At 21.5% G+C, this 16,276-nt stretch carries 11 protein-coding genes, 3 tRNA genes, 1 other RNA gene and 1 pseudogene; 11 read left to right on the top strand and 5 right to left on the bottom strand.

Annotated features, from left to right (window positions below; all coding sequences use genetic code 11):
* Positions 1-10 precede the first annotated feature (10 nt).
* The 4 genes from NHG04_00885 to NHG04_00870 all read left to right on the top strand — a co-directional run bounded on the left by NHG04_00885 (position 11) and on the right by NHG04_00870 (position 3,967).
* Entirely contained in the window at positions 11-949 is a 939-nt protein-coding gene (locus tag NHG04_00885; GenBank protein WGH27533.1) for a PhoH family protein, read from the top strand.
* Positions 939-1,240, top strand: an RNA gene (gene rnpB / locus NHG04_00880) — RNase P RNA component class A. The genes NHG04_00885 and rnpB overlap by 11 nt, the downstream gene beginning before the upstream one ends.
* A gap of 12 nt (positions 1,241-1,252) precedes the next feature.
* The gene (locus NHG04_00875) at positions 1,253-3,871 is read left to right on the top strand and encodes a valine--tRNA ligase (GenBank protein WGH27532.1); all 2,619 of its coding nucleotides are present in this window, start codon (positions 1,253-1,255) and stop codon (positions 3,869-3,871) included.
* A gap of 22 nt (positions 3,872-3,893) precedes the next feature.
* Positions 3,894-3,967 (top strand) — tRNA-Ile (locus NHG04_00870).
* Positions 3,968-3,972: 5 nt separating this feature from the next.
* Here NHG04_00870 and gldE read toward each other — a convergent pair.
* Positions 3,973-5,262: a gliding motility-associated protein GldE gene (gene gldE / locus NHG04_00865; protein WGH27531.1), complete on the bottom strand. Its 1,290-nt coding sequence runs from the start codon at positions 5,260-5,262 to the stop codon at positions 3,973-3,975.
* Positions 5,263-5,491: 229 nt separating this feature from the next.
* On the opposite strand from gldE, the gene NHG04_00860 reads away from it, so the two are divergent.
* Both NHG04_00860 and NHG04_00855 read left to right on the top strand, forming a co-directional pair.
* Entirely contained in the window at positions 5,492-6,982 is a 1,491-nt protein-coding gene (locus tag NHG04_00860; GenBank protein ID WGH27530.1) for an Rne/Rng family ribonuclease, read from the top strand.
* Positions 6,983-6,987: 5 nt separating this feature from the next.
* Positions 6,988-7,075: transfer RNA gene (locus NHG04_00855), tRNA-Leu, on the top strand.
* 25 nt (positions 7,076-7,100) lie between these two features.
* Here NHG04_00855 and NHG04_00850 read toward each other — a convergent pair.
* The 4 genes from NHG04_00850 to frr all read right to left on the bottom strand — a co-directional run bounded on the left by NHG04_00850 (position 7,101) and on the right by frr (position 10,500).
* Positions 7,101-7,185, bottom strand: a tRNA-Ser gene (locus NHG04_00850).
* A gap of 6 nt (positions 7,186-7,191) precedes the next feature.
* On the bottom strand, positions 7,192-8,565 hold the full coding sequence (gene rpoN, locus NHG04_00845; GenBank protein WGH27529.1) for an RNA polymerase factor sigma-54: 1,374 nt from the start codon (positions 8,563-8,565) through the stop codon (positions 7,192-7,194).
* A 12-nt stretch (positions 8,566-8,577) separates the two neighbouring features.
* Entirely contained in the window at positions 8,578-9,930 is a 1,353-nt protein-coding gene (gene asnS / locus NHG04_00840) for an asparagine--tRNA ligase (GenBank protein ID WGH27528.1), read from the bottom strand.
* Positions 9,931-9,945: 15 nt separating this feature from the next.
* Complete coding sequence (gene frr / locus NHG04_00835; GenBank protein WGH27527.1) at positions 9,946-10,500, bottom strand: ribosome recycling factor; 555 nt, start codon at positions 10,498-10,500, stop codon at positions 9,946-9,948.
* Between the two features lie 72 nt (positions 10,501-10,572).
* Between frr and atpD the strand changes: the two genes are divergently transcribed.
* The 5 genes and pseudogenes from atpD (at position 10,573) to NHG04_00810 (ending at position 16,248) form a co-directional block, all read left to right on the top strand.
* On the top strand, positions 10,573-12,051 hold the full coding sequence (gene atpD, locus NHG04_00830; protein ID WGH27526.1) for a F0F1 ATP synthase subunit beta: 1,479 nt from the start codon (positions 10,573-10,575) through the stop codon (positions 12,049-12,051).
* On the top strand, positions 12,048-12,305 hold the full coding sequence (locus tag NHG04_00825) for a hypothetical protein (protein ID WGH27525.1): 258 nt from the start codon (positions 12,048-12,050) through the stop codon (positions 12,303-12,305). Before atpD ends, NHG04_00825 begins: the two co-directional genes overlap by 4 nt.
* A gap of 45 nt (positions 12,306-12,350) precedes the next feature.
* Positions 12,351-12,605: an acyl carrier protein gene (locus NHG04_00820; GenBank protein WGH27524.1), complete on the top strand. Its 255-nt coding sequence runs from the start codon at positions 12,351-12,353 to the stop codon at positions 12,603-12,605.
* Positions 12,593-13,833: pseudogene (gene fabF, locus NHG04_00815) on the top strand (beta-ketoacyl-ACP synthase II). Before NHG04_00820 ends, fabF begins: the two are co-directional and overlap by 13 nt.
* Positions 13,834-13,881: 48 nt before the next feature.
* Positions 13,882-16,248, top strand: coding sequence for a hypothetical protein (locus NHG04_00810; GenBank protein WGH27523.1), 2,367 nt, complete (start codon positions 13,882-13,884; stop codon positions 16,246-16,248).
* The last annotated feature ends 28 nt before the right edge of the window (positions 16,249-16,276 follow it).

Here is a 16,276-nt window from a genome sequence, read left to right as displayed (position 1 = left end):
ATATTTTATATTGAATGAATTAACAATTAATTTATCTGGTTTTTCTATTAAAGATTTTTATGGAGAAAATAATAATAATTTGGAAATTATTATTTCTTATTTTCCACAAATAAAAATTATTGCAAAAGATTATGAATTAAAAGCTATAGGAAATAATAATATATTATTATTATTTAATAATAAAATAAATCTTTTAATTAAATATTTAAATAAATATGGTTATTTAAATAAAAATAATGTTGAAGAAATTATTTTATCTAAAAATGATTTTTTTTTAGAAAAAAATCCTAAATCTATTATTTATAGTACTATTGGTAATCCAATTATTCCTAAAACAAAAAATCAATTAGCTTTAGTAGAAGCTATTAAAAAAAATGATCTAGTTTTTGCTATTGGTCCATCAGGAACAGGAAAAACATATATTAGTGTTGCTTTAGCCGTTAAAGCTTTAAAAAATAAAAATGTAGAACGTATTATACTAACAAGACCTGCAATAGAAGTAGGAGAAAGTTTGGGTTTTCTTCCTGGAGATCTTAAAGAAAAATTTAACCCATATTTGCAACCTATTTATCAAGCTTTAAATAAAATGATTAAATATGAAAAATTAATTGAATTTTTTGATAAAAGAATTATTGAAATTGCCCCTTTAGCTTTTATGCGTGGACGTACATTAGATAATGCTTTTGTTATATTAGACGAAGCACAAAATACTACTAATGTTCAAATGAAAATGTTTTTAACTCGTATGGGAAAAAATGCTAAATTTATAATAAATGGAGATCCTGGTCAAATTGATTTACCTAATAATAATAGATCAGGATTATTAGAAGTAATGAATATACTAAATAATATAAATGGTATAAAATTTATATTTTTTAATGAAAATGATATTTTACGTCATTATTTAGTAAATAAAATTATTAATGCTTATTTAAAATTAAGTAGGTAACTTTATCGCGTCATATTATAATGATGAGGAAAGTCCGGACACCATAGAGCAACGTAACGGGTAACGCCCGTACACCGTAAGGTGATGACTAGTGCAACAGAAAGAAAGTACAGTTAGGCTGTAGTGAAATCAGGTAAACTCTACGTGGTGAAATGCCAAATATACCGATTATTATATTGCTCGTATATTATCGGAGGGTAGGCAGTTTGAGATAATAGGTAACTATTATCCTAGATAAATGATAAAGATTTATAATAAATACAGAATCCGGCTTATATACCTACTTAATTTTAATTATTTATTATGGAATTACCAATTAGATATAATCACAAATTGATAGAAGAAAAACGTTATAAACAATGGATAAATGCAAATTATTTTAATTCAAAACCAGATAATAGAAAACCATATGTTTTGATAGTGCCACCACCTAATATTACTGGTGTACTTCATATTGGTCATATATTAAATAATACAATACAAGATGTTTTAATACGATTTGCTAGAATGAAAGGATATAATGCTTGTTGGATTCCAGGTACAGATCATGCATCTATTGCTACTGAAGCAAAAATTATATCTGAATTAAAAAAAGAAAATTTATCTAAAGAAATTTTAGGAAGAAAATTATATTTAGATCGTGTATGGAATTGGTCATATAAATATACAAATATAATATTTGATCAATTAAAAAAATTGGGATGTTCTTGTGATTGGAAACGTAGTAAATTTACTATGGATAAAGAATTATATCAATCAGTTATTAAAGTTTTTATTGAATTATATAATAAAGGATTAATATATAGAAAATATGGTATGATTAATTGGGATCCAGTTGCAAAAACTACAATTTCAGATGAAGAAATTATTTATGAAAAAAGACATGATAAATTATTTTATATAAAATATAAAATTGAGGGTGAAAAAAATTATCTTGTAATAGCTACTACACGTCCTGAAACTATTTTAGGTGATACAGCTATTTGCATAAATCCTAATGATTCACGTTATACTAAATATAAAGGTAAAAGAGTTATAGTTCCTATTGTAAATCGTTATGTTCCTATTATTGAAGATAAATATGTCGATAAATCATTTGGAACTGGATGTTTAAAAGTAACTCCTGCTCATGATATTAATGATAAAGCACTTGCAGATGCACATAATTTACCAATTATAGATCTTTTTAATGAAGATGCAACTTTTAATAAAAATGGATTACATTTTTATAAAAAAGATAGGTTTGAAGTTCGTAAAGAAATTATTAAAGAACTTAAAGAAATTAATTGTTTATTAAAAGTAGAAAATTATGTACATACAATACGTGTTTCAGAACGTACTAAAGCTATTATTGAATCAAGACTTTTATTACAATGGTTTTTTAAAATTAAAAAACTTGCTAAACCAGCATTAGATGCAGTAAAATATGGAGAGATAAAATTTTATCCAAATAAATATAAAAAAAATTATATTAATTGGATAGAAAATTTATCAGATTGGAATATATCTAGACAACTTTGGTGGGGACATCGTATACCTGTTTATTATTATGGAAAAGGAAAAAATGATTTTGTTGTTGCAGAAAATTTTGAAGAAGCTTTATACAAAGCCAGTTTAATAACAAATGATCCTAATATAAAAAATAAACTTAAACAGGATTCAGATGTTTTAGATACTTGGTTTTCTTCTTGGTTATTGCCTATATCAGTATTTGATGGTATACGTAATCCTAATAATATAGATATTTCATATTATTATCCTATAAATGATTTAGTAACAGGACATGATATTTTATTTTTTTGGGTAGCTCGTATGATTATTGCAGGATATACTTTTAGAAAACAAAAACCATTTAATACTGTTTATTTTACTGGTATAATTAAAGATAATTTAGGTAGAAAAATGTCTAAATCATTGGGAAATTATCCTGATACTATTAAACTTATAAATAAATATGGAGCAGATGCTGTTCGTGTAGGATTATTATTAAATAATAATGCATGGAATGATCTATGTTTTAATGAATTAATTTTTATTCAAGGTAGAAATTTTTTAAATAAAATTTGGAATGTTTTTAGATTGATAAAATCATGGAAAATTGAAGATAAAATGTGTGATATTTATTCTAACATAGCTATCAAATGGTTTAAACATAAATTAAATTTTTCTTTAAAAAAAATAGATTCTTTATTAAAAGAATATAAAATTTATGATGCCTTAATGTTATTATATAAATTAATATGGAATGATTTTTGTTCATTATTTATTGAAATAATTAAACCTAATAATAGTATATCTATCAATATATATTATTTTACTATAAAATATTTTGAATTTTTATTAAAAATTTTACATCCATATATGCCTTTTATAACTGAAGAAATATGGCATTTATTAAAAAAACGTTCAATTAATGAAGCTTTAATTATTACAAAATTTCCTAATGTTAAATCATATAATACTTTAATTTTGGATAAATTTGAAAATACATTAAAAATAATAGAACATTTACGTTCTATTAGAAATAAACAAAAAATAATAGATAAAAAACTTTCATTATTAATTTTAAAAAAAAATAATAATAATTATTATTATCCAATAATTAGAAAATTAGCTGATATATATCATATAATTTTTATTAAAGAAAAACCATCAAAAAATAATTTTTTGTCATTTATTATAGATAATGATGAATTTTATATTACTTTAAATAAAAATATAATAATGGATAAAAAAAAATTACAACAAAAAATTAATTTTTATAAAAATTTTTTGATATTATTACGTAACAAATTATCTAATCCAAAATTTATATTATATGCTCCTAAAAATATAATTTCGTTAGAACGTAAAAAAGAATTTGATATTTCAAATAAAATTCTTTTTCTTGAAGAAGAATTAAAAAGAATTAAGAATTTATAAATATATTATATATATTTTATATGGTCTCATAGCTCAGTTGGTTAGAGCACCTGACTCATAATCAGGGGGTCGTTGGTTCAATTCCAACTGGGACCACTATTTTAAGTTTTTCTAATTACTTCTATACTTTTTATTCTTTTTTTATCAACTTCTTTGATTATAAATGTATAATTAAAAAAATTTATTTGTTGTTTTATTATTGGAAATTTTTTGTTTAGTTGCATTACAAAACCTCCTAAAGTATCTGCATTTCCTTTATATTTTTCAAATATATCTTCTTCTTCTTCTTTTATTTGCATAAAACGATAAAAATCTATTAATGATATTTTACCATCAAAAATATACTTATTATTGTATTCTTCTTTAAAATAAGAAATATTTTCTTCATCATATTCATCTTTTATATCACCTATAATTTCTTCAATTACATCTTCAAATGTGACTAATCCACAAGTACCTCCATATTCATCAACAACAATAGCTAAATGAATTTTTTTATCTTTAAAATCTTTTAATAGATCGTCTAATTTTTTATTTTCGGGTATAAAAAAAGGTAAATGTATCAGTTGATTCCAATTATAATTTATTTCATTAATAAATGGTAAAAGGTCTTTAACAAATAAAATACCAACAATATTGTCAATATTTTCTTTATAAACAGGAACACGAGAATATCCTTCTGATATAATTATTTTTAGTACATCAGCATAATAAGTATTATAATTTAAAGCAAAAATATCTATACGTGGAGTCATTATCTGACGTGTTTCAATATTTCCAAAATGAACTATTTTTCTAAGAAATAGTATATCTTTATCATATTTTTTATTTATAGTAATTTTTAAAGCTTGTGAAAGTTGATATAAAGAAAGTTTATTTTGTTTTTTACCTATCCATTTTTCTATATAATTTGATATTATCATCATAATATATATTAAAGGATTTAATAATATCATAATAATATGAATAGGTTTTGACATAAATACAGCTAATTTGAAATTATCAAGACTAGCATATATTTTAGGTATTATTTCTACAAATAAAAGTAATATAAAAGTTATTCCTACTACTTCAAATAAAAATTTTAAAGAAAAAAATATTTTATATTTAAATATATAAATATTTATATCTGGAAAAGTAAAATATTTATTTATTAAATAAGAAGAAAATATAACTATTCCAATATTTAAAAAATTATGTGATATAATAAGAGCAGCTAAAAGTTTTTTCCTATTATTAATAATATTTATTACAATATTAGCTTTAGTAAGATCTTTTTTTTTCTCTTTTTCAAGTTGTTTTTTATTAAGAGAAAAAAATGCTATTTCAGAAGCGGATATTATAGCCGATAATAATAATAATATTATAATGTAAATAAAATAATTAATCAATTAATTAAAAATTAAATATAATTTAAATTAAAAAATGCTATAATTGTAGATTATTATACAAATTATTTTTGTAGTACATAATTCAATTAAAAATAAATAATGCATAATTATGCCTAATGGAAAAAAAAGAAAAAAACATAAAATTGCTACCCATAAAAGAAAAAAAAGAAGTAGAAAAAATAGACATAAAAAAAAATAAATAAAAAGTTTTTGTGTTAGTTAAATAAAAATGAGCAAAGAGTTAATAATAAGCACTAAAAAAGGAGTTATAATAGCTATTATAGAAAATGGAAAATTAACAGAACTTCATCGTGAAAATATTAATAATAAATTTTCTGTAGGAGATCTTTATGTAGGAATAGTCAAAACTATAGCTATAGGTATAAATGCAGCATTTATTAATATTGGATCATCCAAAGATGCATTTTTACATTATCAAGATTTAGGGCCTCAATTTAAGTCATCAATAAATTTATTTAATAAGTCATCAATAAATTTAGAAAATAAAGGACTAATAACAGATTTATTACACACTGGACAAAAAATTTTAGTACAAATAACAAAAGAACCTATTTCTAATAAAGGTCATAGACTGACTGCTGAAATATCTATTGCTGGTAGATATTTAATACTTATGCCTTTTTTAGACAAAATTTTAATTTCAAAAAAAATTAAAGATAATAAAGAAAGACATCGATTAATATCAATTATTAAAAATATAAAACCTAAAAATTTTGGAATTATTATTAGAACAATTGCTGGTAAAAAAAAAATTGATTCTTTTAAAAAAGATATAAATTATTTAATAAATAAATGGAACAATGTAGTTAATATGATTGTTAAAAAATCAGAAACAGAAATACCATATAAACTATTAAGTGAAAAAGATAAAGCATCTTGTATATTAAGAGATACTTTTAATGATGATTATACTTCAATAATTTGTGATGATGAGTCTCTTTATAAAGATATTTATACTAATATTTCTATTATTGCACCCCATAAAACTAATATAATTAAATATTATAATGGTATAACTCCTATATTTGAAAAATATGGTATAGAAAAACAAATAAAAATTTTGTTTGGTAAAAATGTTCCTCTTACTAAAGGTGCCTATTTGGTAATTGAACATACTGAAGCACTTCATGTAATTGATATTAATAGTGGAATTCATATTAATGGTAGTAAAGAAAACACAGCATTAGAAATTAATATTATAGCTGCTACTGAAATAGCTAGACAAATTCGTTTGAGAGATATGGGAGGTATTATAGTAATTGATGCTATAGATATGTATTTATATGATCATAGAAAAAAACTTTATGAACATATAAAATATGAAATGAAAAATGATAAAGCTAAACATAAAATATTACCTCTTAGCAAATTTTGTTTAATACAAATAACACGTCAACGTGTACGGCAAGAATTAAATATAAATACTACTGAACCTAATCCTAATCAAGTAGTAGAATCTCCAATAGCGCATATTAATTATATAGAATCTCTAATAAATGTTATTAATCATAATAGAATCATTTTGCACATACATCCTTTTATAGCAGCTTATTTACAAAAAGGTTTGTTTTCTATTCAATTAAAATGGTTTTTTAAATATAAAAAATGGATTAAAATAATTCCTAGATATTCTTTTAAATATTTAGAATATAAATTTGTTGATTATAATAATAATATTTTCTTTGAATTTAAAAATTAAACTACGCAGGTGTGGTGAAATTTGGAAAACACGCCAGAATTAGAATCTGGTGCTTAATTAAGAAGCATGAGGGTTCAAATCCCTTCACCTGCACTAAAAAGCGTATAGAAAAAATAAGCGGAGAGAAAGGGATTCGAACCCTTGACATAATAAAATGAACACGCTTTCCAGACGTGCGCCTTAAACCACTCGGCCATCTCTCCAGAATTTTAATAAAATGATTTTCTTAATCTAGCAACTGGAATATTAAGTTGTTCTCTATATTTAGAGATAGTCCGTCTAGCAATAGGATATCCTTTATTTTTTAATATAAAACTTAAATTTTTATCAGTAAAAGGTTTATTTTTATCTTCTTCATTAATAGAATCAATTAATATTTTTTTTACTTCTATAGTTGATATTTCTTTGCCTTTTTCATTAATGAATTTGTCAGAAAAAAGATTTTTAATTAAAAATGTACCATATTCTGTATATACATATTTGCTATTAACTACGCGAGATATAGTAGATATATCCATTCCAATTTTATTTGAAATATCTTTTAATATCATAGGTTTTATTTTTAATTTATCACCAGTAATAAAATATTCTTTTTGTAAATTTATAATTGCACTCATTGTTAACAATAATGTATTTTCACGTTGTTTTATAGCATTTATAAAAAATTTAGCTGTTTCAATTTTTTTTTTAATAAAAAAAAAAGTATTATTTTTTTTATTTTTGTAATGTTTTAACATTTTAATATATGAAGATGATATTTTTAATTTAGGAGTATTTATATTATTTAATGATAATTCTATTTTTCCATTAATATTATTAACAATAAAATCAGGAATTATATAATTTGTATTATTTAATTCAGAATAAATTATTCCTGGTTTTGGATTTAATTTTTTAATTTCATAAATAGCTTCCTTAAGTTGATATTTAGAAATAGAAAATTTTTGCATTATTTGTTCATAATGATTTTTATAAAATTCTTTAAAAGAATTTTTAATAATTTTTGTTGCTAAATCAATTGAATGGGTTTTATATTTATTATTTAATTGTAAAATTAAACATTCTTGTAAATTTCTAGCTCCTATTCCATAAGGCTCTAATTTGTGAATATAATCACAAATTAATTGTTCTATTTTATAAATATTAATTTTTATATTAAATAATAATGTTAAATCATTTGCTAGACTTTCAACAGATCTTCGTAAATAACCATCTTTATCTAAAGATCCTATAATAAACTTAGTTATAATATAATCTTCTTTTTTTAAAAAGAATATTTGTAATTGATTTTTTAAATGTTCATATAAACTTATATTAGGTAAAGTTCTTACAGATTCTAAATAGTTTATCTTATTAATCTTATTTGATTGATAATCTTTATTTTGTTCTTCTTCTTGTTCTATTTCTTCTTGTTCTATTTCTTCTTGTTCTATTTCTTCTTGTTCTATTGCTGGGTTTTCTTCCAATTCTTGAATTATTCTTTCTTCAAAAGCTAATGTAGGTAACTGAACTAATTTCATTAATTGAATTTGTTGTGGAGAAAGTTTTGTTTCTAATTTTTGATATGATATTTCTTTTAACATAAAAAAAAAATTTTAAAATTCTGCATTGCCAGGTATTCTAGGAAAAGGAATAACATCACGTATATTACTCATACATGTAACAAATTGAACTAATCTATCAAAACCTAAACCAAATCCACTATGGGGAACAGATCCAAATCGTCTAGTGTCTAAATACCATTTAATATTATTAATATCAATATTCATTTTATGAATACGTTTATATAAAATATCATAACGTTCTTCACGTTGAGATCCTCCTATTATTTCACCTACATTAGGTAAAAGTATATCCATAGCACTAACAGTTTTTTCATCTTTATTTATACGCATATAAAAAGCTTTTATTTTTTCGGGATAATCAAATATTATAACTGGTGATTTAAAATATTTTTCTACTAAGTATTTTTCATGTTCAGATTGTAAATCAATACCCCAAACTATATTAGAATATTTTTTTTGTAATATATTTATAGCTTTAGTATAACTAATTATTTCAAAAGGTTTGTTTAAAATTGATTCTAAATAATTAATTGTATTTTGTTTTTTTATTTTTTGATTAAAATCATTTAAAAAAATTAAATCTTCTGAACAGTATTTTGTTACAAACAAAATAATAAATTTCAAAAATTTTATTGCTAACTGAATAGTTTCATTCAATTCATAAAAAGCTATTTCAGGTTCTATCATCCAGAATTCAGATAAATGTCTATATGTATTAGAATTTTCTGCCCTAAAAGTTGGACCAAAAGTATACACTTTTCCTAAAGCTAAAGCAGCAGCTTCTGCTTCTAATTGTCCAGAAACTGTTAAATATGTAGTTTTTCCAAAAAAATCAATTTTTTTATCAAAATTATCTAATGTTGTTACACGAAACATTTTTCCAGCACCTTCAGCATCTATAGAAGTAATAATTGGAGTGTGAATATAATAAAATCCTTTATCATTAAAAAACTTGTGAATAGCAAAAGCTAAATTATGACGTATTCGCATAATAGCACTAAAAATATTAGTCCTAAAACGTAAATGTGCTTGTTCACGAAGTTTTTTAAGACTATGATTTTTAGGTTGTAAAATAGTTTTTTGTAATTCTTTTATATCAGATGAACAAAAAATATGAATTGATTTAGCATAGATTTCTATATCTTGTTTTTTTCCTTTACTATTTACAATTATTCCATTTACTTCAATTGAAGCGTTAATATTAATTTTTTTTAAAAATGATTTATCAAAATTATTATCAATAAAAATTTGTATATTTTTCCATGTAGACCCATCATTAACTTCAATAAATCTAAAACTACGAAAAGCACGTACCCACCCTTTTATAACTATATCTTTGGATATCATTTTATCTTTATTAGATAAAATATTTTTAATATTCATTATTTTTTTCTTCTTTTAAACTGTTAATATTTCTTTTTCTTTTAATTTTGATAAATTATCAATAATATTTATATATTCGTTAGTAAGTTCTTGTATTTTATTTTCTATATTTTTTAATATATCTTCAGATATTCCTTGGGTTTTTTTTAAATATTTATTAGCATTTTTACGAACATTACGAATATCTATTTTAGATTTTTCAGACTCGTATTTAACTTTTTTTACTAATTCTTTTCTTCCTTCTTCAGTAAGAAAAGGTAATCTAATATGTAATAATTCTCCATTATTAGATGGCATTAAACCTATATTTGCATTTATAATGGCTTTATTAATATTAGATAATGTAGAAATTTCCCAAGGTTGTATAACTAAAGTCATTGCATCTAAAACACTTATATTAGCTATTTTATTCAAAGGAATAATGTTACCATAATATTCAACTTTTATTCCTTCAAGCATTGATGGATGAGCTTTTCCAGCTCTTATATGAGAAAATTTTTTTTTCAAAACTAATAAATATTTTTGCATTTCTATTTTGCTATTATTTATTATTGAATTTAATTCTTCCATATTTTATATTATTGATAATTATTTTAAATAAATTTAATTTAATAATTAAATTTAATATCATTTTACCCATACATGAAAAATTCAAAAGGAAAAATAGTACAAATTATGGGACCAGTAGTTGACGTAATTTTTGAAAATGTTAAATATCTACCTAAAATATATGATTCAATTGAAACTTTCAATTATATGGGAGATAAAATTGTATTGGAAGTACAACAACATATTGGAGACAATATAGTACGTTGTATTTCAATGGATATTACTGATGGTCTAAAACGTGATCAAGAAGTTATATCAAATGGTAAACCTATTCTTATGCCAATTGGTAATGAAATTAATGGCCGCATATTTAACGTAATTGGAAATGATATTGATGGTTTGGGAGAAATTAGTAGTAAAAAAAAATTACCAATTCATAGAAAAGCCCCTGAATTAAAAGATATTTCAACTGATGTAGAAATTTTATATACAGGAATTAAGGTAATTGATCTTATAGCACCTTATGTAAAGGGTGGAAAAATTGGCCTTTTTGGTGGTGCAGGAGTAGGAAAAACTGTATTAATACAAGAATTAATTAATAATATTGCAAAAAAACATGGAGGATTTTCTGTATTTGTAGGTGTAGGAGAACGTACTCGTGAAGGTAATGATTTATTGAGAGAAATGCTTTTATCAGGCATAATTAAATATGGTGAAAATTTTATGAAATCAATGAAAGAAGGAAATTGGGATCTTTCTAAAGTAGATAAAAATGAATTAAAAAATTCTAAAGCTACTTTTGTATTTGGACAAATGAATGAACCTCCTGGAGTAAGGTATAGAGTTGCTTTATCAGGTTTAACATTAGCTGAATATTATCGTGATAGTAGTGTAAAAGGTCGTGATGTACTATTTTTTATTGATAATATATTTCGTTTTATTCAAGCTGGATCAGAAGTGTCAGCATTATTAGGAAGAATACCTTCTGCAGTAGGTTATCAACCAACTTTAGCATCAGAAATGGGAATGATGCAAGAAAGAATTGTTTCAACAAAAAAAGGATCTATAACTTCTGTACAAGCGATATATGTTCCTGCAGATGATTTAACTGATCCAGCACCAGCTACTACATTTTCACATATTGATGCAACTACTGTATTATCAAGAAAAATAAGTTCTTTAGGTATTTATCCAGCAATAGATCCCCTTGAATCAAGTTCAAATATTTTAGATTATGATATTGTAGGAAAAGAACATTATATGTGTGCAAAACGTGTAAAAGAAATTCTTCAACGTTATAAAGTAATTCAAGATATTATAGCCATTTTGGGATTGGAAGAATTAAGTGAAGAAGATAAAATTATAGTTCATCGTGCTAGACGTATACAAAAATTTTTATCTCAACCATTTCATGTAGCAGAACAATTTACTGGAATTGCTGGTAAATTTGTTGATATTAAAGATACTATTGAAGGATTTAATATGATAATAAATGGAAATTTAGATAAAATTCCAGAATCAGCTTTTAATTTTAAAGGAACAATTGAAGAAGTAATAAATAATGAACTATGAAAGTATATATTATTACTCCAGAAAAGATAGTATATAATAATGTAAATGCTTATTGTGTTAGTGTTCCAGGAGCTATTGGATATTTTCAAATTTTGAATAATCATGATTCTATTTTATCTATTTTAAATTCTGGAATAATAAAAATTAAATTAAAAAATAATATTATAAATATATTTAAAATAAATTTGGGTGGTTTAGTTGAAGTTAATAATAATATTATAAATATAATGGTATATGATATTGAGAAATTGTAGTATTTCTTTATTACATTTGTATATAATAATACTAAATATAAATATATGTCAGATATTTCCTCAATAGTAAAAGCTATTATTGTAGAAAAACTAGGAGTTGATGAAAATGAAATTACTACATCCTCTAATTTTGCTAATGATTTAGGTGCAGATTCGTTAGATCAAGTTGAAATTATTATGGAATTTGAAAAAGAATTTAATATTGAAATTTCTGATGAAGATGCAGAAAAAATTTCTACTGTAGGTGATGCTATTTCTTATATAGTAGAAAAACATAAAAGTGAAAAATGTCAAAAATGAAGTTAAAAAGAGTAGTAATTACAGGATTAGGAGCATTTACTCCTATTGGAAATAATGTTAATGATTATTGGAATTCATTAATTAACGGAAAAAATGGTTGTAATTTAATTAGATCTTTTGATACTACAAATTTTAAAACAAAATTTGCTTGTGAAATAAAAAATTATGATAAAGATGTTTTTTTTGATAAAAAAAATCAACGTAAATTAGATTTATGTACCCAATATGGTATAATAGCTTCTAATGAAGCTATTATTGATAGTGGTTTAAATAAAAAAAATAAAGATCGTATAGGTGTTATATGGGGTTCAGGTCTGGGAGGTATTATCACTTTTGAACAAGAAACGTATAATTTTTTTAAAAAAAAAAACACAGATATAATCCATTTTTTATTCCTAAAATAATAATTGATATTACTCCTGGAATTATTTCTATAAATAATGGATTTAGTGGACCTAATTACGCAACTGTATCAGCATGTGCTTCATCGGCTAATGCTATTGTTGATGCATATCACTTAATATGTTTAGGAAAAGCTGATATAATAATTTCTGGTGGTTCAGAATCTGCTATAACCTATAGTGGTGTTGGTGGATTTAATGCATTAAATGCTTTATCTACGCGAAATAATGATTATAAAACAGCTTCTCGTCCTTTTGATAGAGATAGAGATGGTTTTGTTTTAGGTGAAGGTGCTGGATGTATTGTCATTGAAGAATATGAACATGCTAAAGCAAGAGGAAGTAAAATGTATGCTGAAATAAAGGGAGTAGGATTATCAAGTGACGCATATCATATAACAACTCCTAATCCTTCAGGTATAGGAATAATAAATGCAATGAAAAATGCATTAGAAGATGCTAATATTCTTACTTCAGAAGTTGATCACATAAATACTCATGGTACGTCTACTATATTAGGAGATAGAACAGAAATAAAAGCTATTGAACATCTATTTTCAGAAAATGTTTATAACATAAATATAAATTCAACAAAATCAATGACAGGTCATTTATTAGGTGCAGCTGGAGCTATAGAAACTATAGCAGCTATATTGCCATTTACTAAAGGTATTATACCTCCTACAATTAATATTTTTAATATTGATATAAATACTAAGTTAAATTTAACTAAAAATAAAGCTCAAAAAAGAAATATAAATATAAGTATGTCTAATACTTTGGGATTTGGTGGACATAATGTTAGTATTTTATTTAAAAAAATATAAAAAATACAAATTATTTAAATAAATTAATTTGTTTAAAATAAATAAATAATGAAAAAATATACAGTTTTATTTATATTTTTATTACTTACATCTTTTTTTATACATGCTGAATCAGCCAAATCAAAATATTCAATAAATGTTGAAAAAAAATCAATAGATATATTTAATAATAACAATAATTTTATTATAAAAGATATTATATTTAATATAGGAAATAAAAAAGATTTATTAAAATTTTTTAAATTAAAAATTGGAGATAATATATCTAAATATAAAATAAATACTATTATAACTAAATATAATTCTGCATTTAAAGAAATGCATTTATATATTTTTAATATAAAAAATAATAAAATTATTTTATTTTTTAAATTAAAAAATTGGCCTTTAATTGAAAATATAAATATAAAAGGTATAAATATATCTTATTTTAAAAAAAATTTTAATACATTAATTAAAAAATATAATAAATATTATTATATAAAAAATGGAATATTATTAAATGATAATTTAATTATAGATATTAAAAATAATATTAAAAATTTTTTCATAAAAAAAGGAATATATAATATATATATAATATTTACTATTATTAAAAATGATTTGCATATTTCTATATTAAATAGAAATAATATAAAAAATAAGATAACAAATATAATATTTGAAGGAAATAAAAATATTTCTTATAATAAATTAATTTCTTTTTTATATAAAAAAAATCTAGAAATTAATAAAGTAATTTATTACTTAAATAAATATAATATAATTAATTATTATAAATCTTTAGGTTTTATAAATGCCAAAATTATAAAAGAAAAATTTTTTAAAACTAAAAATAATAATTATATATTATATATTAAACTTTATGAAGGGGAGAAATTCTTTTTAAGAAATATTTTTTTTAAAGGTAATAAAATATTTGATTCAAATTTTTTAAATAATAAATTTTCTTTTTTAAAAAGAAAAAATAATTTAATTGATATTAATAAGATTATTATAGATAATATTAGTTCTTTTTATTTAGATAAAGGTTATTTATTTTTTAAAATTAAAATAAATGAAAAAGTTATAAAAAAAAATAATCAAATTGATTTATATGTATATATATATGAAGGTCCAATAATTATTTTAAATAAAGTAAAATTTTCAGGAAATTTAAAAACTAAAGATAATATTATTATTAATGAAATAACTACATATCCAGGAAAAGTTTTTTCTAAAAAAGAAATTGAAAATACTATAATTAGACTTTCTAATTTAGGTTATCTTAAAGCTAAGAATGAGTTAAAATTAAATAGTAATAATACTGTAGATTTAGAATGGAAAATATCAGAATTAAATAATAATAAAATTTTTTTAAATTCGTCAATAATTGATGATAAATTGGTATTTAATATAGTTTATAACATTTATAATTTTTCTATTTTAGATAAATTTCGAAATCCTATAAATCCTATTGGAAGTGGAGAATATTTATCATTAAATACAAAATTAGGATTAAATATTCAAAATATAGGAATTTTATTTATTAAACCATTAATAAATAATACTTCATTATTAATAAATATTGATTTGAAAAATCAAAAAATTATTTCAAATAATTTAAAATATGATGATTCTTATAAAGATAATATTTTTAATAAATTTATATATAATCAGATAAATAATATTTATAATATTAAAAATAATATAAAAAAATATTTATCTTTGGATGATAATAAAGAAAATAAAGAAAATAAATATAATATAGGATTTTCTATAGGAATAAATAAAATAATTAATAATTTTAATATTAAATCATTTATTAACTATTATATATATAATAATGGAGTTGATATAAATTATAATTTTATATATAATGCTAATTCTTTACCACAAAAACATTTTTTTTATCCTAAAACTGGTTCAGTATTTAATATAAATACAATATTTACTTTACCTTATTTTAAAAAAACTTTAGAATTATTTGAATATTATAAAATAGAATTATCAGGATTTTTGTATAAAGAAATATTTAATAATTTGATTGCAAAAATTGGAATAGAATTTGGAATTTTAGGAAACTATACAAATAAAAATTATAGATTTCCTATTAATATTAATAATTTTATTTTAAATATTAGAGGTTATGATTCTAATTCTGATTTTATTAAAAATAAAATTTTTATTGAAATTATTTATCCATTTTTTATTAAAAATCCATTTTTTAATCAACCAATTAAAATGGGTATATTAGGATTTTTAGAAGCTGGAAATATATATTCTAATATTAAAAATTATAATCCTTTAGATTTAAAAAAATCTATTGGTACTGGTTTTAGGATATTTATTCCTTATATTGGTATTTTAGGAATTGATATAGGATATGGATTTGATAATTCAAATTATAAACTACATTTTATGATAGATAGATAAAATATTATATTATATATAAAATTATATG

The organism is Candidatus Bostrichicola ureolyticus (genome assembly GCA_029851125.1).
Lineage (GTDB): Bacteria > Bacteroidota > Bacteroidia > Flavobacteriales > Blattabacteriaceae > Bostrichidicola > Bostrichidicola ureolyticus.
The sequence above is the reverse complement of the archived record's forward strand: the minus strand, read 5'-3'. Positions and strand labels throughout refer to the sequence as shown.